At 71.9% G+C, this 21,823-nt stretch carries 19 protein-coding genes, 1 tRNA gene and 1 pseudogene; 8 read left to right on the top strand and 13 right to left on the bottom strand.

Features of this window, described 5'->3' with window-relative positions; all coding sequences use genetic code 11:
• Nucleotides 1–60: 60 nt before the first annotated feature.
• The gene (locus HTZ82_RS08220; protein ID WP_175408634.1) at nt 61–804 is read right to left on the bottom strand and encodes a GPP34 family phosphoprotein; all 744 of its coding nucleotides are present in this window, start codon (nt 802–804) and stop codon (nt 61–63) included.
• Nucleotides 805–984: 180 nt separating this feature from the next.
• On the opposite strand from HTZ82_RS08220, the gene HTZ82_RS08215 reads away from it, so the two are divergent.
• Both HTZ82_RS08215 and HTZ82_RS08210 read left to right on the top strand, forming a co-directional pair.
• Nucleotides 985–3,150 (top strand): D-alanyl-D-alanine carboxypeptidase, encoded by a 2,166-nt coding sequence (locus HTZ82_RS08215; protein ID WP_175408633.1) that lies wholly within the window; start codon nt 985–987, stop codon nt 3,148–3,150.
• Between the two features lie 115 nt (nt 3,151–3,265).
• Nucleotides 3,266–4,996: an MFS transporter gene (locus HTZ82_RS08210; protein WP_254711715.1), complete on the top strand. Its 1,731-nt coding sequence runs from the start codon at nt 3,266–3,268 to the stop codon at nt 4,994–4,996.
• A 60-nt stretch (nt 4,997–5,056) separates the two neighbouring features.
• On the opposite strand, the gene HTZ82_RS08205 is transcribed toward HTZ82_RS08210, so the two are convergent.
• Nucleotides 5,057–5,440 carry a hypothetical protein gene (locus HTZ82_RS08205; protein ID WP_175408632.1) on the bottom strand — a complete coding sequence of 128 codons (384 nt, stop codon included), beginning with the start codon at nt 5,438–5,440 and terminating at the stop codon, nt 5,057–5,059.
• Between HTZ82_RS08205 and HTZ82_RS08200 the strand changes: the two genes are divergently transcribed.
• Entirely contained in the window at nt 5,439–5,873 is a 435-nt protein-coding gene (locus HTZ82_RS08200) for a hypothetical protein (RefSeq protein ID WP_175408631.1), read from the top strand. The two genes, HTZ82_RS08205 and HTZ82_RS08200, sit on opposite strands and share 2 nt — an antisense overlap.
• 40 nt (nt 5,874–5,913) lie before the next feature.
• On the opposite strand, the gene HTZ82_RS08195 is transcribed toward HTZ82_RS08200, so the two are convergent.
• On the bottom strand, nt 5,914–6,672 hold the full coding sequence (locus HTZ82_RS08195; RefSeq protein ID WP_175408630.1) for an SDR family oxidoreductase: 759 nt from the start codon (nt 6,670–6,672) through the stop codon (nt 5,914–5,916).
• An 86-nt stretch (nt 6,673–6,758) separates the two neighbouring features.
• Between HTZ82_RS08195 and HTZ82_RS08190 the strand changes: the two genes are divergently transcribed.
• Nucleotides 6,759–7,763 carry a helix-turn-helix domain-containing protein gene (locus HTZ82_RS08190; RefSeq protein WP_254711714.1) on the top strand — a complete coding sequence of 335 codons (1,005 nt, stop codon included), beginning with the start codon at nt 6,759–6,761 and terminating at the stop codon, nt 7,761–7,763.
• Nucleotides 7,764–8,342: 579 nt separating this feature from the next.
• The gene (locus tag HTZ82_RS08185; protein WP_175408629.1) at nt 8,343–8,681 is read left to right on the top strand and encodes a MerR family transcriptional regulator; all 339 of its coding nucleotides are present in this window, start codon (nt 8,343–8,345) and stop codon (nt 8,679–8,681) included.
• Nucleotides 8,682–8,839: 158 nt separating this feature from the next.
• Here HTZ82_RS08185 and HTZ82_RS08180 read toward each other — a convergent pair whose 3' ends face one another.
• The 5 genes and pseudogenes from HTZ82_RS08180 to HTZ82_RS08160 form a co-directional block, all read right to left on the bottom strand.
• On the bottom strand, nt 8,840–9,148 hold the full coding sequence (locus HTZ82_RS08180) for an SCO5918 family protein (protein ID WP_175408628.1): 309 nt from the start codon (nt 9,146–9,148) through the stop codon (nt 8,840–8,842).
• Between the two features lie 46 nt (nt 9,149–9,194).
• A pseudogene (locus HTZ82_RS32075) lies at nt 9,195–9,662 on the bottom strand (CBS domain-containing protein).
• Between the two features lie 46 nt (nt 9,663–9,708).
• Nucleotides 9,709–11,205, bottom strand: a complete 1,497-nt coding sequence (locus tag HTZ82_RS08170) for a DEAD/DEAH box helicase (protein WP_175408626.1) — start codon at nt 11,203–11,205, stop codon at nt 9,709–9,711.
• Between the two features lie 280 nt (nt 11,206–11,485).
• The gene (locus HTZ82_RS08165; protein WP_004986771.1) at nt 11,486–11,689 is read right to left on the bottom strand and encodes a cold-shock protein; all 204 of its coding nucleotides are present in this window, start codon (nt 11,687–11,689) and stop codon (nt 11,486–11,488) included.
• A 604-nt stretch (nt 11,690–12,293) separates the two neighbouring features.
• Nucleotides 12,294–12,369: transfer RNA gene (locus HTZ82_RS08160), tRNA-Arg, on the bottom strand.
• Nucleotides 12,370–12,536: 167 nt separating this feature from the next.
• Here HTZ82_RS08160 and HTZ82_RS08155 point away from each other — a divergent pair.
• A complete protein-coding gene (locus HTZ82_RS08155; protein WP_254711719.1) occupies nt 12,537–12,689 on the top strand; it encodes a hypothetical protein in 153 nt (50 codons plus the stop codon).
• A 26-nt stretch (nt 12,690–12,715) separates the two neighbouring features.
• Here the strand turns inward: HTZ82_RS08155 and HTZ82_RS08150 are convergent, their stop codons facing one another.
• Nucleotides 12,716–13,285, bottom strand: coding sequence for a TetR/AcrR family transcriptional regulator (locus HTZ82_RS08150; RefSeq protein ID WP_175408624.1), 570 nt, complete (start codon nt 13,283–13,285; stop codon nt 12,716–12,718).
• Nucleotides 13,286–13,413: 128 nt separating this feature from the next.
• Here HTZ82_RS08150 and HTZ82_RS08145 point away from each other — a divergent pair, with 128 nt between their 5' ends.
• Entirely contained in the window at nt 13,414–14,889 is a 1,476-nt protein-coding gene (locus HTZ82_RS08145; RefSeq protein ID WP_175408623.1) for an FAD-dependent oxidoreductase, read from the top strand.
• Between the two features lie 190 nt (nt 14,890–15,079).
• Here the strand turns inward: HTZ82_RS08145 and kdpC are convergent, their stop codons facing one another.
• From kdpC to kdpF, 4 genes are read right to left on the bottom strand one after another with little or no spacing between them, the layout of a single operon-like run.
• A complete protein-coding gene (gene kdpC, locus HTZ82_RS08140) occupies nt 15,080–15,691 on the bottom strand; it encodes a potassium-transporting ATPase subunit KdpC (RefSeq protein WP_175408622.1) in 612 nt (203 codons plus the stop codon).
• Nucleotides 15,692–15,704: 13 nt separating this feature from the next.
• Nucleotides 15,705–17,891, bottom strand: coding sequence for a potassium-transporting ATPase subunit KdpB (gene kdpB / locus HTZ82_RS08135; RefSeq protein ID WP_175408621.1), 2,187 nt, complete (start codon nt 17,889–17,891; stop codon nt 15,705–15,707).
• A complete protein-coding gene (gene kdpA / locus HTZ82_RS08130; RefSeq protein ID WP_175408620.1) occupies nt 17,888–19,552 on the bottom strand; it encodes a potassium-transporting ATPase subunit KdpA in 1,665 nt (554 codons plus the stop codon). Before kdpA ends, kdpB begins: the two co-directional genes overlap by 4 nt.
• 9 nt (nt 19,553–19,561) lie before the next feature.
• Nucleotides 19,562–19,651, bottom strand: a complete 90-nt coding sequence (kdpF, locus tag HTZ82_RS32875) for a K(+)-transporting ATPase subunit F (RefSeq protein ID WP_175408619.1) — start codon at nt 19,649–19,651, stop codon at nt 19,562–19,564.
• Between the two features lie 288 nt (nt 19,652–19,939).
• Between kdpF and HTZ82_RS08120 the strand changes: the two genes are divergently transcribed.
• Nucleotides 19,940–21,820 (top strand): class I adenylate-forming enzyme family protein, encoded by a 1,881-nt coding sequence (locus tag HTZ82_RS08120; protein WP_175408618.1) that lies wholly within the window; start codon nt 19,940–19,942, stop codon nt 21,818–21,820.
• The last annotated feature ends 3 nt before the right edge of the window (nt 21,821–21,823 follow it).

The raw sequence follows: 21,823 nt of genomic DNA, 5'->3' as shown, positions 1-21,823 counted from the left end.
GGACGTCGGTGCGGTGGACGTGCGGATGTGCGGTTCAGCGGTTCAATGGTTCAGCGATTCTCAGCGCGCGGCGACGCGGGCCATGGACGACCCGGGGCGCGACGACCCGCGCATCGGTACGGAGGGCGCGGCCTGCCGGCCGGGTCCTCCCGATGCGGCCGCCGACCGGCGCGGCTGCGCGGCCGCACCGTTCTGGACGTCCATCACGGCATGCGCCACGAGGCCGCCCATGGGGTCGTGCCGGATCAGATCCCGGAGCCGGGAGCGCGACGAGCGCCCCTCGTTCCCGGGGTAGAGGTGCTTGCCGAGCCCGACGGCGTGGGCGAGCGCGGCCAGCGCCGCGGTCCGCGGGTCCGGCGGGACGCCGGTGCGGATCGCGCTGTCCAGCCGGGCCCTGATCTCCCGGCTGATCGCCGTCTCCGTCGCCTGGTAGCGCGTCGTCGGCAGCACCCCGCACATCTGGCTCTCGACGGCATGCACCATGCCGCACCGCTCCAGATGCGAGAGATAGGTCTGGCGCAGCCCCAGCCGGGGCCCGCCTATCCAGTGGACGGCCCGTACCGGACTGCCGCGCCTGCGCAGCAGCTCCAGTGCGGAGTCCAGGGTCGGATCTCCTGTCGGCCGTGGCATCACCACGGCGATACGATCCCCGTCAGGGGCTATCCGCCCTGCCAGAGCCAGCTCCACTAGCTGGGCTCCGGCAAGGCCGAGGTCGAGCGACTGCGGCTGCGCTGTGGTACCCGTGGTCGGGTCCAGAGCGAGCAGCAGAAGCTCCTCCGGAAGTGTTCTGCGGCTCCTGCCCATCCATGCCTCCCCGCGTGGATGAATGACAGGGTGACCCCTCTCACATTCATCTGTCGAGAGTGCCTGGGTGCTTCGTGCGGGAACCAGTAGGTATGTCGTTCTCGTCTTGCACGGGAGCCAAGGGCCCACACAGGACACTGGTACATGGTTCGGACAACTCGTTTTTGTTGAGGAGGCACGGTGGCGGGCGAGTCCCCCGACAAGTCGGAGCAGCGGAAGTCGCCGGGGGAGACGGCTTCGGGCGGGCGCGACCCGCGACTTTCCGCCTTCGGCGCCGTGGACCAGCCGACGGCGGTCTTCCGCGCCCCGAAGCAGGAGCCGGATGAGTCCGAGAAGCCCGACAAGTCGGGCAAGTCTGACAAGGCGGATGAATCTGACGATTCTTCGGCTGTCGCGGACGAATCGAGTGAGCCGGACGCATCCGACGACTCCGGCAAGGCCGAGGCCGAGGAAGAGGCCGAGGACGAGGACGAGGCGAAGGACGCACCCAAGGCCGGGGCCAAGGCGAAGGACGCACCCGAGGACGAGTCCGAGGCTGAGCCCGAGGCTGAGACCGAGGGGGAGTCTGAGCCCGAGCCCGAGCCCGAGGGCGAGGCGAAGGGTGATGAGGCGAAGGACGAGCCCAAGGCCGGGCCCAAGGCCGGGCCCGTGGATCAGCCCACGGCGGTGTTCAGCGCCTTCCAGAGGCGCTCGCCGTCCGCCCCCGCGCCCGATCAGCCGACGACGGCGCTGAAGGCGGCCACGCCGAAGCCCGCGCCGAAGCCCGCGCCGAAGCCCGCGCCCAAGTGGGCGGCGGGCGACAGCGACGCCGAGCGGACGAGCAAGTTCGTGCCGCTGCGCTCCGACGACGTACGCCCGGCGGCCACCGCCGCGTCCGCCACCCCGGCGAAGGCGACGACCACCACGACCGTGGCGGACCCGGAGCCCGAGGCGGAGCCCGGGGCGGCGCCCGTCGCCGCAGCGACCGCCGCGCCCGCAGCGACCGCCGCGCCCGCAGCGGCCCCGGTTCCCGCGTCGCTCACCGAGGCCGAGCGGACCAAGCAGCAGCCGATGCCGCCGCGCCCGCCGCTGGACCTGCTGGCGGAGCTGACGAACACGCCGCCCCCGCCGGAGACCCCGGTCCGTACGGTCCTGCGGCGCGTCAAGATCTGGACCCCGCTGGTGCTGCTCCTGGCGATCGTCTTTGCGACCGTGCAGCTCCTGCGCCCGCTGCCGGAACCGTCCCTGCGGATGTCCGCCGACGCCTCGTACACGTTCGAAGGCGGCGAGATGCAGATGCCGTGGCCGACCGAGGGCCAGGGCGCGGTCGAGGTCGAGGGCGTCGGCATGGTCGGCACGTACGGGCCGCAGAAGCCCGCGCCGACCGCGAGCGTCGCCAAGACGATGACCGCGTACGTCATCCTCAAGGGCCACCCGATCAAGGACAAGGACGCCGGTCCGAAGATCGAGATCGACCAGCTCACGGAGGATCAGGCGAGCAACCCGGACTGGTCGGTCGCACCGGTCAAGAAGGGCCAGACGTACACGCAGGGCGAGCTGCTCCAGCTGCTGATGATCCCGTCCGCGAACAACGTGGCGCATCTGCTGGCCCGCTGGGACGCGGGCTCCGAGGAGGCGTTCCTCAAGAAGATGAACGACGCCGCCAAGGACCTGGGGATGACGAACACCACGTACACGGACCCCAGCGGCTTCGAGAAGACCACCGTGTCCACGCCCACCGACCAGTTGAAGCTGGCCAAGGCGGCCATGCAGATCAAGGCGTTCCGCGAGATCGTCAACATGCCGAACGTCACCCTGCCCCAGATCGGCAAGCGGCTGGAGAACGGCAACACGATCCTGCTGGAGCCCGGCGTCGGCGGCATCAAGACCGGTACGTCGACCCCGGCCGGCGGCAACCTGCTGTGGACCGCGTACACGACGGTCGACGGCAAGACGCGCCGGGTCATCGGCATCGTGATGGGCGTCCAGCAGGGCCGATGGCTGAGCGAGAAGGCCGCCCGCGCCATCAAGACGTACAGCCTGGGCCTCATCAAGGCGGCGCAGGACGGCGTCACGTCCGCGACGGTCGTGAAGAAGGGCGAGGTCGTCGGGTACGTGGACGACGGGCTCGGCGGGCGGACGCCCGTGGTCGCCACGGCGGACCTGAAGCCGGTCGGCTGGGCCGGGCTGACGGTGGAGCTGGAGCTGACGGAGGGCGCCACGGGCCTGCCGCGCTCGGCGGCGGAGGGTACGGTCGTCGGCGAACTGGCCGTCGGCACCGGCGAGGGACGCGTGAGCGTGCCCGTCGCGCTCCAGCACGACCTGTCGGAGCCGGGCTTCGGCGCGAAGGTGACCAGGCTGGGCTGACGGCCTTACGGCCTTACGGCCTGACGTACACACGAGGGCGCCCCGGGATGTCCGGGGCGCCCTCGCTCACGGAACCGAAGGAACCGAAGAGGGGGGGTCGGGCGCAGTGACCGCCATGGGGGCGACGGACGAAGCGGACCGCGGCGGCACGCGCGCGTGGAGGGGGCTCTCGGCGGAACTCGCCGGGCGCCCTGTCGTGACGGCGACGGCGCTCGCGGCCGTGCTGCACGTGGCGTGGTTCCTGTGGGCGGCGAACAGCGGCGGCGACCTGGCCGCGCAGGACGCGTGGGCGGAGTTCGCGGGGCGGTACCCGGACTCGGCGTACAACCTCGCCTGGTACGGCGGGATGCACCCGGTCTCGTACAGCGTGCTGTCGCCGTACGTGATGGCGCTGATCGGCGTACGGACGACGATGATGGCGGCCGGGACGGTGTCGGCGGGCCTCGTCGCGCTGATCCTGGTGCGGACGGACGCGGTGCGCAACGTCCTGGCGTGCTCGCTGGCGGCGGTGTTCGCGCTGCTGTGCAACGCGGCGTCGGGGCGGGTGACGTTCGGGCTCGGCCTGATGGTCGCGCTGGGCGCGGTGGCGGCGCTGTACTGCCGGCCGCCGCACGGCCGGGGCGTGTGGGGCGTGCGCTCCGTGCAGGGCGTGCGGGTCTTGCGGGGCGCGGCGGTGGCGGCGCTGTCCGGCCTGGCGACGGCGGCGAGTCCGGTGGCGGGCCTGTTCCTGGGGGTCGTGGCGGCGGCGCTGTTCCTGACGGGGCGGCGCCTCGCGTCGTACGCGGTGGGGCTGCCGCCGGTGGCGGTGGTGGGGCTCTCGGCGTGGCTGTTCCCGTTCTCCGGTACGCAGCCGATGGCGTTCGGGACGGCGGCGCTGCCGGTGCTGTTCGGGATCCTGGCGGTGGTGCTCGTACCGAGGGAGTGGCGCACGCTGCGGGCCGGCGCCGGGTTCTACGCGGTGGGCACGCTCCTGACCTGGCTGTTCGACTCGCAGATCGGCTCCAATGTGACGCGGCTGCCGATGCTGTTCGCGGGCGTGGTGCTGCTGGCGGCGCTGCCGTACGCGGCGCGGGAGTGTCGTAGGAGGAGCCGCCGCTGGTACGCGCTGGTGACGGCGCTTGTGGTCTTCCACGCCTGGGTGGGCTTCAAGAGCGTCGACGACGTGGTGCGGACGGCGCCGCAGGCGTCGTGGGCGCATGACGCGGCGCCGCTCGTCGAGGAGCTGCGGCGCAGGGGCGCGGACCAGGCGCGCGTGGAGGTCGTCCCGGCGCGCAGCCACCGGGAGGCGTCGGCCCTCGCCCCGTACGTCAGCCTCGCGCGCGGCTGGAACCGGCAGGCCGACCTGGAACGGAACCCGCTGTTCTACGACGGCTCCCTGAACGCCGCGAACTACCGCGCCTGGCTGCACCGCTGGGCGGTGCGGTACGTCGTCCTGCCGACGGGCGGCACGCCCGACACGGGCGCCCGCGAGGAGACCGCCCTGGTCGCTGCGGGACTGCCGTACCTGGAGCCGGTGTGGTCCGACGCCCACTGGCGCCTGTACGCCGTCCAGGACCCGACGCCCCTGGCGGCCCCCGACGCCACCGTGTCCCGCACGAGCCCGGGCGGCCTCACCCTCCGCGTCACGGAACCGGGCCGCATACTGATCCGGGTCCCGTACTCCCCGTGGCTGTCCCTGGTCGACGCCGAGGGCCGCCGACTCGCCGCGACCCCCGCCACCGGCTGCCTCCGCGAGGCCCCGCAGCCGGGGACCGGCGACACCTGGACGGAACTCACCGCGCCCAAGGCGGGCGTGTACCACCTGGGCTCGCCGTACTCGCTGTTCGCGCGCGGGACGGCGTGCTGAAGCGTTATCGGGGCCTGCCCCGAGCGTGACCTGCGGTGCGTAGCGTCCTCTGCGACCGCGTCACACGAACACCGGGGGACCCAGCATGCGCATCGCACGCGGACTCGTGGCCGGCAGCGCTGCTGCGGCCCTGCTGAGCACGGCGGCCGTCGGCTGCGACGGCGCGGACGCCGCGCAGAGCCCTCCGGGGGTGGTGCCGTCGGCGTCGGCGTCGGTCACGGCGAGCCCTTCTCCGATCGCGAGCGCAAGCGCGTCGGCGTCCGCGTCGGCGTCTGCCTCCGCGTCGGCTTCCGCCTCCGCCTCCGCCTCTGCTGGTGCGCCGCCGGCGTCGTCGCAGTCGTCGCCGACGCCGGGCCCCGAGCGGAGCACGCGTACGCCTGAGTCGCGCCCGACACCCACCCGTACCGAGGCGACGAAGCCGCCCGTCCCCACCCGGCTGTCCATGGCCGTCACCACGGCAGGGGGCCGGTTGAGCCTGGTGCGCGGCGGAGCGGCGCAGGAGTTCACGGTCACGCTGCGCAACGGCAACACGCGGGAGTACGGGAAGCTGCGGCTGGGCTTCCAGATGGAGATGCTCGTGGACGAGTCGTCCGCGGGTCAGCAGGTCGCTCAGGACGGGTTCGTGCTGCAGCGCTGGGACGCGGCGTCCGGGAGCTGGCGGGACGAGAAGCTGCGGATCGCCAACGACTACATGCCGCCGCACATGTACACGGGCGGTTCGTCGCTCGCGCGGGACGCGGTGCGCACGGTCCGGTACCGGCTGCGGGCGCTGGAGCAGGGGCCGGCGGGGAGTACGCCGCTGATGGTGACGCTGGTCGACACCGAGCGCGACGCGCAGGTCTCGTACCACTCGCTGCCGCACACCACCCGGCGGTGACCGGTGCGGCCACCGCCGGGCCGGTGGCGGAGGCCGGGGGTCAGCGGGTGGTGTAGCCGCCGTTGGCGAAGAGGGTCTGGCCGGTGACCCACCAGCCGTCGGTGGCCAGGAAGGTCACGAGCGGCACGATGTCCTCGATCTTGGTGAGGTCGTCGCCCATGGCCTGGGACTTGTGGAACGCGACGCGCTCCGGGGTCTCCTGGCCGTAGAAGAACGGGGTGTCCATGGGGCCGGGGGCGATGTTGTTGACGGAGATGCCGCGCCCCGCGAACTCCTTGGCGGCGGCCCGGGCGAAGTGCTCGACGGGGGCCTTGGCGCCCGCGTAGGTGGAGTATCCGTCGGTGAACGCCGCGAGGAGCGAGGTGAGGATGGTGATGACCTTGCCGTGGTCGTTGAGGTGCCGGCCCGCTTCGCGGATGAAGAAGTAGGCCGCCTTGGAGTTGACCGCGAACATCCGGTCGTACTCCTCCTCCGTCGTCTCCACGATGGGCTTGCGCAGCACCATGCCCGCGGTGTTGACGGCGACGTCGAGGCCGCCGAAGTGGTCCTTCGCGGTGGCGAAGAGCCGTTCGACGTCGCTCACGCGCGTCAGGTCGCCCTGTACGGTCAGCGCCTTGCCGCCCGCCGCCTCCACGGCGTCGGCGGTGGCCGCCGCGTCCGGGGCGGTGGCGTCGGAGTGGTAGTGGACGACGACGTTCGCGCCGTACGCGGCGACGGTGGTGCTGATGAGGCCGCCGAGGTTCTTCGCTCCCGCACCGACCAGGACGGTCTTGCCGGACAGCGAGTGCTTCGGGCTCATGGTGGTTCCTTCCGGTGATGTCGGCACAACGTGCGGGACCACCGTCGCGCGGCGGGGGTCGGCGGTTCTTGAACGATCCGCCGACCATGGAACAAACGGACCACGGACCGTGGGGCGCGCGGGCCACGGAGCGGCGGGCCGCCTTCCCGCCGCCGACGGCGACCGATGCGATCAACGAGCCGTCCGGAGAGAATGGGCAGGTGTCCAGCTCCATGATCAAGCCGCATCTCGTGCATCTGTCGGGCAGCGGAACCGGCCTCGGGCACGCCGTCGTCGAGCGTGACGTGGAGCTCGCGGCCGGCAAGCACCCCGTGGCACAGCCGCCGGTGGGCCCGGGGGCGCACGTACTGGTGGTCCACTCGGGCGCGTCCAGCACGCTGAGCTGGTCCGCCGACGGTTTCGCGCGCCGGGAGCGTTTCCACCGCGGCCAGGCGCTGATCAACCCGGCGGGCTGGGCGTCGCGGCCGCGCTGGGACGAGGACGTGGAGCTGATGCTGGTCGCGCTCGAACCGGCGTGGCTGGAGAAGCTCGCCGACGAGGGCGGCTTCCGGGGCACGCTGGAGATCACCCCGAGCTTCCACCTCAGCGACCCGTTCCTGGCGACGCTGGTGGAGCGGCTCGTCCTCGAGTACGAGCAGAAGGGCCCGGCCGACGCCCTGTACGCGCAGTCGCTGCTGCAGGCGGTCGCGGCGCACGTGATCAAGGTGTCGGCGGCGCGGCGCGACGGGCTGAGGGACAGGACCGGCGGATCGGCGTCCCCGGGCCTGCCGCCGCGGCGGATGGCGCACGTGGTCGACTACATCCAGGCGAACCTGGCCGGCCGCATCACGCTGGACGACCTGGCCCGCGTCGCGGGCGTCAGCGCGTCCCACTTCACGCGCGTCTTCCGCGCGTCGACCGGCCAGTCCCCGCACCAGTACGTCATGCGCCGACGCCTGGACCGGGCCCGCGAGGCGCTGCTCGCGTCGGACGCCCCGATCGCCCACATCGCGGACGCCTGCGGCTTCGCCGACCAGAGCCACCTCACCCGTACGATGCGCCGCCACCTGGGCGTCACCCCGAGCGCCCTGCGCGCCACGTACTCGTCCTGAGCACCACGCTGCTCGCGCGCTGACGGGCACAGGTGTAGAACCCTTCACTCGCACAGGTCAAAAACTGTCGTGGCTGCTGTAGACATGCAGCCGTGACGGGGTTAACGTGTTTGTCGTAGCCAGGAAGTCAGTGAGGCGCGGCAGACACGAACTGCCCGCATGCGGAACAGAGTTGTGGCACGGAGGGTGGAGTGGTGGGGCCGGAGCAGGTTTTGAGGCTCCGTCGCTGACCCCCGGGCTCGGTGGCCTCGTAAGGGCTGCCAGCAGTACGCAGGATCCGCAGTACCAAGCAGTATCCAGCAGTATCAAGAGGTTCATCAGAAGGAAGAGAGAGGGAGGCGGACACCATCAGGATCGCCCGGCGAGAACGGTCGCCGGGTACCGCAGGCCCCGGAACGGAAGGTGGTCCCACGGTCACGCAGCCGCGATCCCCGCACTCTCCGCCCCTCGTCGGGGCCCGGTGCGGAAACAGAAGGCCGGCACCACAGTAAAGTCGGCCGGTGGTGTTACACATCCTTCGGGGCCTTGGTGCCGTACGGCACCAAGGCCCCTCGACGCGTTCCCCGATCAGAGGTGCAGATGACCGCAGACACACCGTTCGACCGAATCGACGACGACGACTACCCCGCTTACACCATGGGCCGAGCAGCAGCGATGCTCGGTACCACGCCCGCCTTCCTGCGGGCTCTCGGTGAAGCCCGGCTGATCACACCCCTGCGCTCCGAGGGCGGCCACCGCCGCTACTCCCGCTATCAGTTGCGTATCGCCGCCCGCGCCCGGGAGATGGTCGACCAGGGCACCGCCATCGAGGCGGCCTGCCGCATCATCATCCTGGAAGACCAGCTAGAAGAGGCCAGGCGCATCAACGACCAACTGCGACGCGGTGATCTCGGATCCGGCCACAAGGCGGACGCCTGACCTGCACCTTCACAGCGGACGCCAGCCCCACCTCTGCGGGAGCGCCCAGTGCTGTGGGCGCCCTCGTCCCGGCCTGATGCGGCGCACTGCTGTCCTGGTGGCGGACCCGCGCCGCCCCCGCGCCGGCCCCCCGCGCCGACCCGGGCCTGCCCCGTCGGTCAGTTGGCCACCGGGGTGCCGAGCATCGCCGAAGCCCGCTGAAGCGGGTCGGCGATCCTCTCGGCTGCCGCCTCGGGGGCGGTGCGGCAGGTGAAGCCGAGGCGGGCCATGGCCCGGAGGACTTCGCCGCCGCTGAAATCACGGCGGTCCTGGTGGGTGATGACCTGGCCGACCTGCTTGGCGGGGTAGTGGCGGCGCCCGATGATCACGGAGTCACCGGTGACCGGCTCGGGCTTGACGCCCTTCATCGATTCCAGGACGCCTCCCTTGCTCAGCTCGAACGGGAAGCGGGCGATGATGCAACGCATGATGCCTCACAGGGAGAAGGGGATCGGCCGACCGCGGTGACGTGATTCAGGGGCAGAGGGAGAAGGAAGGCGAGGGCGAGAGCGTAGACGAGGGCGAGGGCGAGGACCCGGTGGAGGCCGCCCAGGGCGTGCCGTGCTCGCCGACCACGGGCACGGGCCTGAGCCGCCGGTGTCGCCTCGCCTGCTCGGCTTCGGCCACCACCGTGGTCAGCGGCGAGGCTCAGGGCCCACCGCCGCCGGCGATGTCGCGCAGGCGGATCCGGTCCGTGTATCCGGAACTGTCCCGCACAGCGGTGAGCCGGGCCCGCGTGACCAGGTCGGTGCGCCGGCCGTCCTCGTCGCAGACGACGAGGTGACCCGTGCGGGCGGCGGCCATCACGGACAGCGCCACCTCGACGGTCATGTCGTCCCAGACCCGAGGTCCGGACGCGTCCATGGCACCGGCAACCGCTCCGTGCACGGCGTTGCCGCTCGTTGAGCGGCGATGCGTCTGGACCGGCTGGGCCAGCGTCAAAAGGTGCCTCCTGCGGAGATGGGTCGGTTTCCTGATCAGGACGGTCCTAGGCTGCCGAGTCGGAGGCGCACCGCTGCGCGGGCACGCGCCGGGTCGCCGAAGCGGGGCGGCGGCGTCGGCCGCGTGAGGTCGCGCCGCGCTTGGGGCGCTCGACCACCGGTGCGGTGATGACGACCGGGATGCCGGAGGGGGCCTGGGCGCCGGTGATGCGCTGCAGGGCCTCCGCACCGGCGCGGACCTGGGTGGTCTGCGGGACGATGCCGGCCGTCGCCATGAGACGGGTCATGGCGCGACGCTGGTTCGGCGTGACCAGGGTGACGACGCTGCCGGACTCACCGGCGCGGGCCGTGCGGCCGCCGCGGTGGAGATAGTCCTTGTGGTCGGTCGGAGGATCGACGTTGACGACGAGGTCGAGGCTGTCGACGTGGATGCCGCGCGCGGCGACATTGGTCGCCACCAGCACGCTGACGTGCCCGTGCTTGAACTGTGTCAGCGTACGGGTGCGCTGCGGCTGCGACTTGCCCCCGTGCAGGGCGGCGGCCCGCACCCCGCTGTTCAGGAGGTGCTCGGTGAGGCGGTCGACGGCGTGCTTGGTGTCCAGGAACATGATCACGCGGCCGTCGCGTGCGGCGATCTCGGTGGTCGCCGCGTGCTTGTCGGCGCCGTGGACGTGGAGCACATGGTGCTCCATCGTCGTGACCGCGCCGGCCGACGGATCGACGGAGTGCACGACGGGGTCGCTCAGGTAGCGGCGTACGAGCAGATCGACGTTGCGGTCGAGAGTGGCGGAGAACAGCATCCGCTGGCCCTCCGGGCGGACCTGGTCGAGCAGGGCGGTGACCTGCGGCATGAAGCCCATGTCGGCCATCTGGTCCGCTTCGTCCAGGACGGTGACGGCGACCTGGTCCAGCTTGCAGTCGCCGCGTCCGATGAGGTCCTTGAGGCGTCCGGGGGTGGCGACGACGACCTCCACGCCGCCGCGCAGCGCGCCGGCCTGCCTGCCGATCGGCATCCCTCCCACGACCGTGGCCAGGCGCAGCTTCACCGAGCGGGCGTACGGCGTGAGCGCGTCGGTGACCTGCTGCGCCAGCTCACGTGTCGGTACGAGGATCAGCCCGAGCGGCTGCCGGGCCTCGGCGCGCTGTCCAGCCGTACGGGCCAGCAGGGCCAGCCCGAAGGCGAGGGTCTTGCCGGAACCGGTGCGCCCACGGCCGAGGACGTCACGGCCGGCCAGGGAGTTCGGCAGCGTCGCGGCCTGGATCGGGAACGGTACGGTCACGCCCTGCGAGCCGAGCGCGGCCAGCAGCTCCGCGGGCATGTCGAGATCGGCGAAGCGCGCCGCGGCGGGCAGCGCCGGGGTGATCGTCTCCGGGAGGGCGAACTCACCCTGGAACGCGGTGGAGCGGCGGCCGTGACCCTGGGAACGGGTCGGCCCGCCAGAGCGGCTCGGGGCCGATGAGCCGAACCGGTTTCCCTGCTTCCCGTGGGAGGCGTTGCCGTTCCGGGTGCGGGCGAAGCGGTCGTTCGTGCGTGTGCGGTTCATGCGGAACCTTCCTCGATGCGGCACGTATCAAGGAATTCCCGCAGCTTGGAGCGGCATGGAGAATTGCAAGAACAGGCCGAATGGAACGCGAAAGAAAATCGTGTGCTGCGGTGCAGTCGAGAGGGGATGCGATGACCTCCTCGAAAGGGATTCCGCGCGCGTGGTCGGTGCGGATTCCTCGCAGTCGTCCCGCAGGTGAAAACCGCTGCGGGAAGTGCATGCAGCGGGGGCCCGCACCCCGAAGGATGCGGGCCCCAGCTACAAAGTGTGCGTGCAGGCGTCAGGCGGGGACGATGTTCTCGGCCGTCGGGCCCTTCTGTCCCTGCGCGATGTCGAAGCTCACCTTCTGGCCTTCGAGCAGCTCGCGGAAGCCCTGGGCGGCGATGTTCGAGTAGTGGGCGAACACGTCAGCGCCGCCACCGTCCTGCTCGATGAAGCCGAATCCCTTTTCAGCGTTGAACCACTTCACGGTGCCAGTAGCCATGTCAATCTCCTTCGGGGCAGTGAGGCGGCATCCGCACTGTACGGATGCCGTGTCGCCGCGATGATCAGCCCGTCCGGAGGGAACCGGCGCCAAAAAGCACTTCCAGTGGCCAAAAACCGACTGAGAAGGACTTGGAATTCGGGAACCATAACTGCAACTGGGATCGACAGTAGCACGTTGCGGCGGCCGGTGCGCGTCGAATAATTCCGCTCTGCTCGCTGCTGCAAGGAAACTGCCCGCCCGTTCCGTAGAACTCTCACCTCGCGGGTGCAGACATAATGCTGTCCAGGCCCTGCTGATCCGTGAATCCCCGAAGGCACCGGTGCGGACCGACGTGCGCATCCCCCACCGGAAGCGCACGGGCGCACACCCCACGCCGGGCCGAGACACCCAGCCGCCAACCTGGTCACCGTTGCCAGGCGACTCATCGGCGACACCGCGCCCAGCAGCCGAGAGGCAGCAGGGAACGGGGAGCGCCCCGGCGGACACCGCCCACGTCTCGTCTCCACGGAACAGAACGGCCGACACGCGAACGGCCCCGGACGAGTCGCCCGAGGCCGAGTAGAACCCTCCTGGGGGAGACCCCAGTCAGAGCGGCAGCGCGTGGTGCCCCCGGCAGGATTCGAACCTGCGACACCCGCTTTAGGAGAGCGGTGCTCTATCCCCTGAGCTACGGAGGCGGGACGCCTTGGAAGGCGGTCTTCGACAGGGTAGCGGATGTGGATGCGGCGGTGGGGGTGAGGGGCGGGGCGTGGGGCGGTGTGACCCTCACACGAGGGATGGGGTGCATTTCGGGGTGCCGGCGCGGGCAGCTATGGCCGCGACCTGGAGTCGAGGAGGAGAGGGCGTGGTTCCGTTGAGTTGTCGAGTCGTTGCCGCGCTGCTGGTCGGGCTCGCGCTGGCTGTCGCGTTGGTCGCGCAGCCGGTGCCTGTGCTGCCGGAGGGGGTTTCCGTCGAAGGGCCGCTGATCAACAACGTATCGCTGCCGAAGCTGCTGTAGCCGGGCGGGCGGAGGGGGGTTCCCGGTCAGGGGCGGGTGGCTGTGAGGTAGCGCTGGATGGTGGGGGCCAGCCAGGCGATGACCTCGTCGCGGGTCAGTTCTGTGGCGGGCGGGAGTTTCACGACGTAGCGGGCCAGGGCCATGCCGAGGATCTGCGACGAGGCGAGCGCGGCGCGCTTCGGGGCCTCGGCCGGGTCGGGGCAGACGCCGGCGACGATCGGGCCGAGCTGGGTCGCGAAGATGGCCTGCATCCGTTCGGCGCCCGCCGGGTTGGTGACGCCGACGCGGAGGAGGGCGGTCAGGACGTCGTCGGTCTCCCAGCGGTCGAGGAAGTGGCCGACCAGTACCGCGCCGATGTGCTTCGTGGGCAGCGCGCCCAACTGCGGGAGCCGCAGGTCGATTTCGGAGGCGGCGGCGAAGAGCCGCTCCTTGTTGCCGTAGTAGCGCATCACCATCGAGGGGTCGATGCCCGCGTCGCGGGCGATGGCGCGGATGGTGGCGCGCTCGTAGCCGTCGGCGGCGAAGCGTTCGCGGGCGGCTTCGAGGATCGCGGCGCGGGTGGCGTCCGAGCGGCGCGGGGTGGCTTCCGTCATCATGCCAACAAATGTAGGCCAACAGGTGTTGACGGGCGAGGGCGGGTGGGTGCAGACTTGCCAACAAGCGTTGACCAACGGCTGTTGGCCTACGTGTGTTGACTGTTCTGGTGCTAGCAGGGGAGGCAGGCATGAACGGCACGCCGCACACGGATACCTCTACGTCGCGCTTCGACGTCGATGTCGATGTCGATGTCGTCGTCGTGGGCGCGGGACCCACCGGGCTACTGCTCGCCGGTGACCTCGCCGCCGCCGGGCTGCGGGTCGCCCTCGTCGAGCGGCGGCCGAGCGGTACGAGCAACCTCACCCGCGCCTTCGGCGTGCACGCCCGTACGCTCGAACTGCTCGACGCGCGGGGCCTCGCCGACGAACTGGTGAAGACCGGCACGCGGCTGACGGGGGTGCGGCTGTTCCGCCAGTTCTCGCTCGACCTGTCGGCGCTGCGCTCGCGCTTCCCGTTCCTGCTCATCACGCCGCAGTACGAGGTCGAGCGCCTGCTGGAACGCCGCGCCCGTGAGGCCGGGGCCGACATACGGTACGGGACGGAGCTGCGCGCCCTCCGGCAGGACGCCGGTGCCGTCACCGTGGAGCTCGCCGGGCCGTCCGGCGGCGCGGACGAGGAGCTGCGGGCGCGGTACGTCGTCGGCGCGGACGGCGTACGCAGCACGGTGCGGCGGCTGCTGGAGCTGCCGTTCCCGGGGCGTGCGGTGATCCGCTCGATCGTCCTGGCCGACGTACGGCTCGCGGGGGAGCCGCCGGACCTGCTCACCGCGAACGGGACGGGGAACGCGTTCGCCTTCATCGCCCCGTTCGGCGACGGCTGGTACCGGGTGATGGGCTGGAACCGCGAGCGACAGGTACCGGACGACGAGCCCGTCGACCTCGACGAGGTGCGCGGTATCGCCCGCCAGGCGTTCGGCACCGACTACGGTATGCACGACGCCCGGTGGATCTCCCGGTTCCACAGCGACGAACGGCAGGTCCCCGCCTATCGCGTGGGGCGCGTGCTCCTCGCGGGCGACGCGGCCCACGTCCACTCACCGGCCGGCGGCCAGGGCATGAACACCGGCCTCCAGGACGCCGCGAACCTCTCCTGGAAGCTCGCCGCGGCGGTCTGCGGGCGCACCGCCGACGCCGAGGCGCTGCTCGACAGCTACCAGGCCGAACGGCATCCGGTCGGCAGGGCCGTGCTGCGCAGCAGTGGAGCGATCGTGCGGCTCGCCATGGCGCACACGCCGGTCCAGCGCGCCGTCCGTGGACTTGCGGCCAGGCTCCTGAAGGTCGTGCCCCCTGCCTCGACCAAGGCGATAGGCCAGATCAGCGGCATCGGCATCGCCTACCCTGCGGGACGCGGAGCGCACCCGCTCACCGGCCGCCGGGCGCCCGACCTGTCCCTCGCCGAGGGCCGGCTCTACGAGCTCCTGCGCCGGGGGAGGTTCGTCCTCGTCACCCCGGCTGGCGCCCTGGACGTCGACGTACCGTACGGGGGCGCGCCGTTGGCCCCGGCCTCCGCGGGCGACGTCATACGCGCCACCTGGACCGACCCCGCCCGGCGCACCGCCCTCCTCGTCCGGCCCGACGGCTACATCGCCTGGGCGAAGGGCTGACGGGCCTCGGAGAAGCGGTGGGCCGGAGGATCGCTGGGCCGGTGGATCGGTGGATCGGTGGATCGGTGGGCCGGAGGATCGGTGGGTCGGAGGGCCGGTGGGCCGGAGGACCGGAGGATCGGTGGGTCGGCGGGCGTCGCAGGGCTGAAGGGGCCTCGGCGGGACGCGCCGCAACGGTGGCGGCGCGCCGTCAGCGCGTGGCCAGGTCCCGCAGGGCGAGGTTCAGCCTCAGGACGTTGACGTGCGGTGCGCCGAGGAACCCGGCGGTGCGGCCCTCGGTGTGCCGCTCCACCAGCGCCTCGACCTGAGCTGTCGTCAGCCCGTTCCGCTCGGCCACCCGCCGTACCTGGATGTGCGCGTACGCGGGGGAGATGTGCGGGTCGACGGCGGAGGCCGAGCCCGTGACGGCGTCCTTGGGCACGGCCGACTCCGGTACGCCGTTGAAGGCGGCGACCGCCTTCTTGGCGGCCGCGACCGTCCGCGTCAGCGTCGGGTCCGAGGCGCCGAGCTGGCTGGAGCCCGTCGCCAGCGGGTCGTACCCGCTGTTGGACGGGCGCGGCTGGAACCACCTGGGGTCGGGCCTGCCGGTGCCCTTCACGTTCCAGGTCTGGCCGATCAGTTCGGAGCCGACGACCCGGCCGTCGGCCTCGACCAGCGAGCCGTTCGCCCGGCCGGGGAGGGCGGCCTGGGCCACGGCGGTGACGGCGAGCGGATAGCCGACGCCGGTCACCACGGTCATGGCCAGCAGCATGCGCAGCGCGGCGCCCAGCAGCCGGCCGGTGTTTCTCACGGAGGTGTTCATGGTGTGGCGGCCCCTAGCCGATTCCGGGGATGAGGGAGAGGAGCAGGTCGATGAGCTTGATGCCGACGAAAGGGGTGATCAGACCGCCCAGGCCGTAGACGGCGAGGTTGCGGCGGAGCATCCGGTCGGCGCCGGCCGGCCGGTAGCGGACGCCCTTCAGGGCGAGCGGTACGAGCGCGACGATGACCAGCGCGTTGAAGACGACGGCGGAGAGGATCGCGGACTCGGGCGACGCCAGGCCCATGATGTTGAGCTTGTCCAGGCCCGGGTAGGCGGCCGCGAACATCGCGGGGATGATCGCGAAGTACTTCGCGACGTCGTTGGCGAGGGAGAACGTCGTCAGCGCGCCCCGGGTGATGAGGAGCTGCTTGCCGATCCCGACGATCTCGATGAGCTTCGTCGGGTCGGAGTCCAGGTCCACCATGTTCCCGGCCTCCTTGGCGGCCGACGTACCGGTGTTCATGGCGACGCCCACGTCCGCCTGGGCGAGGGCCGGGGCGTCGTTCGTGCCGTCACCGGTCATCGCGACGAGCTTGCCGCCCGCCTGCTCCCGCCTGATGAGGGCCAGCTTGTCCTCGGGTGTCGCCTCCGCGAGGAAGTCGTCGACGCCCGCCTCCTCCGCAATGGCCCTTGCCGTCAGCGGGTTGTCGCCCGTGATCATCACGGTCCTGATGCCCATACGGCGCAGCTCGTCGAACCGCTCCCGCATCCCGTCCTTGACGACGTCCTTGAGATGGATCACGCCCAGGACACGGGCGCCGTCACCGTCCTCGACGGCCACCAGCAGCGGCGTACCGCCGGCCTCGGAGATCCGGCCGGCCAGCGCGTCGGCGTCGTCCGCGACGGTGCCGCCCCGCTCCCGCACCCAGGCCGTCACGGAGGCCGAGGCGCCCTTGCGGATCATCCGCCCGTCCACGTCCACGCCGGACATCCGGGTCTGGGCGGTGAACGGCACCCATCCCGCGTGGGCGAGTTCACCCTGGTGACGCCGGTGCAGCCCATAGCGCTCCTTGGCGAGGACCACGACCGAGCGGCCCTCGGGCGTCTCGTCCGCGAGCGACGACAGCTGCGCGGCGTCCGCCACCTCGGCGGCTGTCACGCCTTCGACGGGCACGAACGCCGCGGCCCGCCGGTTGCCGTAGGTGATGGTGCCCGTCTTGTCCAGGAGCAGCGTCGACACGTCACCCGCCGCCTCGACGGCCCGGCCGGACACGGCCAGGACATTGCGCTGGACGAGCCGGTCCATGCCGGCGATACCGATGGCGGACAGCAGCGCGCCGATCGTCGTCGGGATGAGGCACACCAGCAGCGCGGTCAGGACGATCAGGGAGGTCTGGCCGTCGGCCCCCGCGTAGACCGCGAACGGCTTCAACGTGACGACGGCGAGGAGGAAGACGATGGTGAGCGACGCCAGCAGGATGTTGAGCGCGATCTCGTTGGGGGGCTTCTGCCGGGCGGCGCCCTCGACCAGGCCGATCATGCGGTCGATGAACGTCTCGCCGGGCGCGGCGGTGATACGGACCACGATCCGGTCCGACAGCACCTTGGTGCCGCCCGTCACGGCGGACCGGTCCCCACCCGACTCGCGGATGACGGGCGCCGACTCGCCGGTGATGGCCGACTCGTCCACGGACGCCACGCCCTCGACGACGTCACCGTCGCCCGGGATGATGTCGCCCGCCTCGCAGACGACCAGGTCACCGATACGGAGCTCGGTACCCGGCACCTGCTCCTCTCCCGAGTCGGTGAGGCGGCGGGCCACGGTGTCCGTCTTCGCCTTGCGGAGCGTGTCGGCCTGGGCCTTGCCCCGGCCCTCCGCGACGGCCTCCGCGAGATTGGCGAAGACCGTCGTCAGCCACAGCCAGGCCGTGATGGCCCAGCCGAACCAGTCCGCCGGGTTCTGCGACGCCAGCACGGTCGTGACGGCCGAGCCGACGAGGACGACGAACATCACCGGGGACTTGATCATCACCCGAGGGTCGAGCTTGCGCAGCGCGTCCGGGAGCGACCGCAGCAACTGCGCCGGGTCGAACAGACCCGCTCCGACCCGGCCCCGCCCGGCCGGGCGACGAACGGTGGCCGGCCTGCCGTCGGCCGGCCTGCCGTCGGCGGGCGTGTCGCCGGGCGTGTCGACGGGCGGTGCGGCCGCGGGGGCGGCGGGGGACGGGGAGTTCTCGTGGTTCCGGATGTCGATGGTCATGCCGCCAGCCCCTCCGCGAGCGGGCCCAGCGCGAGCGCCGGGAAGAACGTCAGGCCCGTGATGATGAGGACGGCGCCCACGAGCAGACCGGTGAACAGCGGCTTCTCGGTGCGCAGCGTGCCGACGGTGGCGGGCGTCGGCGTCTGCCGGGCCAGCGACCCGGCCAGCGCGAGCACGAACACCATGGGCACGAACCGGCCGAGCAGCATGCACAGACCGAGCGTGGTGTTGAAGTACGGGGTGTCGGCGCCGAAACCGGCGAACGCCGAACCGTTGTTGTTGGACGCCGACGTATACGCGTACAGGACCTCCGAGAAGCCGTGCGGGCCGACGTTCGTCATGGCCTCCCGGCCGTACGGCAGCGCCATGGCCACGGCGGTGCCGGCGAGGACGAGAGCGGGGGTCACGAGGATGTAGCAGGCGGCCAGCTTGATCTCGCGGGTGCCGATCTTCTTGCCCAGGTACTCGGGTGTCCGCCCCACCATGAGGCCGGCGATGAACACGGCGACGACCGCCATGACCAGCATGCCGTACAGGCCGGATCCCACCCCGCCGGGCGCGATCTCACCGAGCATCATGCCGAGCAGCAGCACCCCGCCCGACAGACCGCCGAACGAGTCGTGGAAGGAGTTGACGGAACCTGTCGACGTCATGGTCGTGGAGACGGCGAACAGCGACGAGGCGCCCTCGCCGAACCGCTGCTCCTTGCCCTCCATCGCGCCGCCCGCCAACTGGGCTGCGGTGCCCGGGTGGGCGTACTCCAGCCAGGTCACCAGCACGACGCCGGTGCACCAGATGACGCCCATCGCGGCGACGATCGCGTACCCCTGACGGACGCTGCCGACCAGCTTCCCGAAGGTGCGGGGCAGCGAGAACGGGATGACGAGCAGCAGGAAGATCTCCAGGAGATTCGAGAAGCCGTTGGGGTTCTCGAACGGATGGGAGGAGTTGGCGTTGAAGTAGCCGCCGCCGTTGGTGCCGAGGTTCTTGATGGCCTCCTGCGACGCGACGGCGCCCGGGGAGAGGTGCTGGGTCTGGCCGGTGACGGTGGTGATCTCCTGGATGCCGCCGAAGTTCTGGATCGCGCCCGCGGCGACCAGGAGCAGTGCCGCGACGACCGAGACGGGGACCAGGATCCGTACGACGCCGCGGACCAGGTCGGCCCAGAAGTTGCCCAGTTCCCCGGTGTGGGACCGGACGAAGCCGCGCATCAGGGCCACGGCGACGGCGATGCCCACGGCGGCGGAGACGAAGTTCTGAACGGCGAGACCGGCGGTCTGCGTGACGTGGCTCATCGCCGACTCGCCGGCGTACGACTGCCAGTTGGTGTTGGAGGTGAAGGAGATGGCGGTGTTGAACGCCTGGTCCGGGCTGATCGGTGCGAAGCCCAGGGACAGCGGCAGCCGGTCCTGGACGCGCATCAGCCCGTACAGGAACAGCACGGACACGGCGGAGAACGCGAGGACCGCGCGCAGATAGGCGGGCCAGCGCATCTCGGTGTCCGGGTCGGCGCCCACACAGCGGTAGATCCGGCGCTCGACGCGCAGATGGCGGCGGGAGGTGAAGACGGCGGCCATGTGGTCGCCGAGCGGGCGGTGCACCAGGGCGAGGGCGGCGACCAGCGCGGTCACCTGGAGCACATCGGCAAGGACGGGGCTCATCGGTGACGCTCAGAACCTCTCGGGCTTGACGAGGGCCAGCACGAGGTAACCCAGCAGGGCGAGGGCCACGAGGAGACCGATGGCGTTGTCGGCACTCACAGCTTCGCCACCCCCCGGGCGATGAGGGCCACCAGCGCGAACGCCGCGACCGTGGCGACGACGAAGGCCACGTCGGCCATCGCGAGCTCCTAACGAGAGGTTGGATCGAACGGACTCCACGAGGAAATCCGCTGCCGGCGCGAAGTCGCCGCCCGTTGACAGCGTCCATACGCACCACCGCGCGGGCTTGACGGGACATTGACGTACGACGGCCGCAGCGCGGCCCGGGGTGCCGTCGGTGTGACCGCCGTCGTCGCCGCCGCCCGGAGTGTCCTGTAGCGTCCGGGCGTGTCGTATGTCGAAGCGTCCGCGTTGCGTGCCGAGGCCCTGCTGACCGCGCCCGGGGCGCCTTTCGCGACCGTACGGGGAGAGGGCGGGCGGCTCGAGTACGCGAGCGGGCCGCGCACGCTGCGCGAGTTCGTCGAGGCCACGTGGGCGTACGGGGACCGGACGTTCCTCGTGGGCGAGGACGGCGCCACGTACTCGTACCGGGAGTTCCTCGCCGCCGCCTGCGACCTCGCGCGTCGGCTGACGGACGCGGGACCCGGCGGGTACGGGCTGCGGCGCGGCGACCGGGCCGTGATCGCCGGGCGCAACCACCCGGAGTGGCAGATCGCCTTCTGGGCGACCCAGCTGGCCGGGCTCGTCGCCGTCCCGCTGAACGCCTGGTGGACCGCGGCCGAGTGCGCGTACGCGCTGGACGACTGCGCGCCGGCCGTGCTGCTGGTCGACGACGAGCGTGTCGCACGCGTACGGGACTGGGCGCGGCGCAACGGCGTACCGGGGCTCGTCTTCCACGGGCAGGCCCCCGAGGGCGGCCAGGGCGACGGCCACGGCGACGGCCACGGTGACGACGGCGATGGCGACGGCGACGGCGACGGCGATGGCTTCGCGTCGTGCTTCCCGGAGTACGAGGCCCGGGACGCCGACCCGCGGCTCGGGCCGCCGCGCGTCGACGTACGGCCCGAGGACGACGCCACGATCCTCTACACGTCCGGCACCACCGGCCGCCCCAAGGGCGCCGTCGCCACCCACCTCGCGCAGGCCGGGGCCGCCCTGAACCCCCGCTACCAGGCCGCCGCGGCCGCCCTTGAGCGTGGCGGCGTGCCCGGGCAGGGCGGCGGCGGCCGGGCGCCGGTGTCGCTGACGACGTTCCCGTTCTTCCACGCCGCCGCGTTCACCTCCGTGTACGGGGTGATGGCGGCGGGCGGCACGCTCGTCCTGATGCGCAAGTGGAACGCCGACAAGGCCCTGGAGCTCATCGACCGGCACGCCGTCACGCACTACGCCGGCGTCCCCGCCACCGCGCTCCAGCTCATCGACGCCGCCGAAGCCGCAGGTCACGGCCTCGCCACCCTGACGAACTTCAACACCGGCGGCGCCGCCGCGCCCCCCGCGATCGTCCGCCGCCTCACCGCCGCGTACGGCGAGCGCGTCGAGCCCCGCAACGGCTACGGCCTGACGGAGACCTGCGGCGGTGTCCTCGCCCACTACGGCGCCGCCTACCGCGCCGCCCCCGACCGGGTCGGCCGCCCCACACCCGTCACCGAGGTGCGGATCGCCGGGCCCGACGGGCGCGCCCTGCCGGACGGGGAGGTGGGCGAGCTGTGGCTGCGCGGCCAGAGCCTGGTGCGCGGCTACTGGCGGGACGAGCGGGCGACGGCCGAGGCGTTCACGCCCGACGGCTGGTTCCGCACCGGCGACCTGGCGGTGGTGCGGGACGACGGGCGGGTCGCGGTCGTGGACCGGGTCAAGGACATGGTGGTGCGGGGCGGCGAGAACGTGTACAGCGTCGAGGTCGAGGCCGCCCTGCACGCCCACCCGGCGGTCGCCGACGCGGCGGTGCTGGGCGTGCCCCACCCGGTCCTGGGCGAGGAGGTCGCCGCGGTCATACGCCTCCGGGGCGCGGCGGAAGGCGCGGGTGGCGCGGACAGGGCAGGCAGGCCGGGCGGTGCGCCCGCCGTGACGCCGGGCGGTGCGCCGGGCGTCACGGCCGATGAGCTGCGGGCGTACGTGGGGCGGGACCTCGCGGCGTACAAGGTGCCCGCGCACGTCCTGCTCCACGACGGCCCGCTGCCCCGCAACGCGGCGGGCAAGCTGCTGAAGGGCGAGCTGCGGGAACTGCTCCTGCGCGAGCTGCTCCCGCACCGGCGCCCGCACGGATCCTGAAGC

Origin of the sequence: Streptomyces sp. TRM64462 (assembly GCF_013362995.1) — a bacterium.
Lineage (GTDB): Bacteria > Actinomycetota > Actinomycetes > Streptomycetales > Streptomycetaceae > Streptomyces.
The sequence above is the reverse complement of the archived record's forward strand: the minus strand, read 5'-3'. Positions and strand labels throughout refer to the sequence as shown.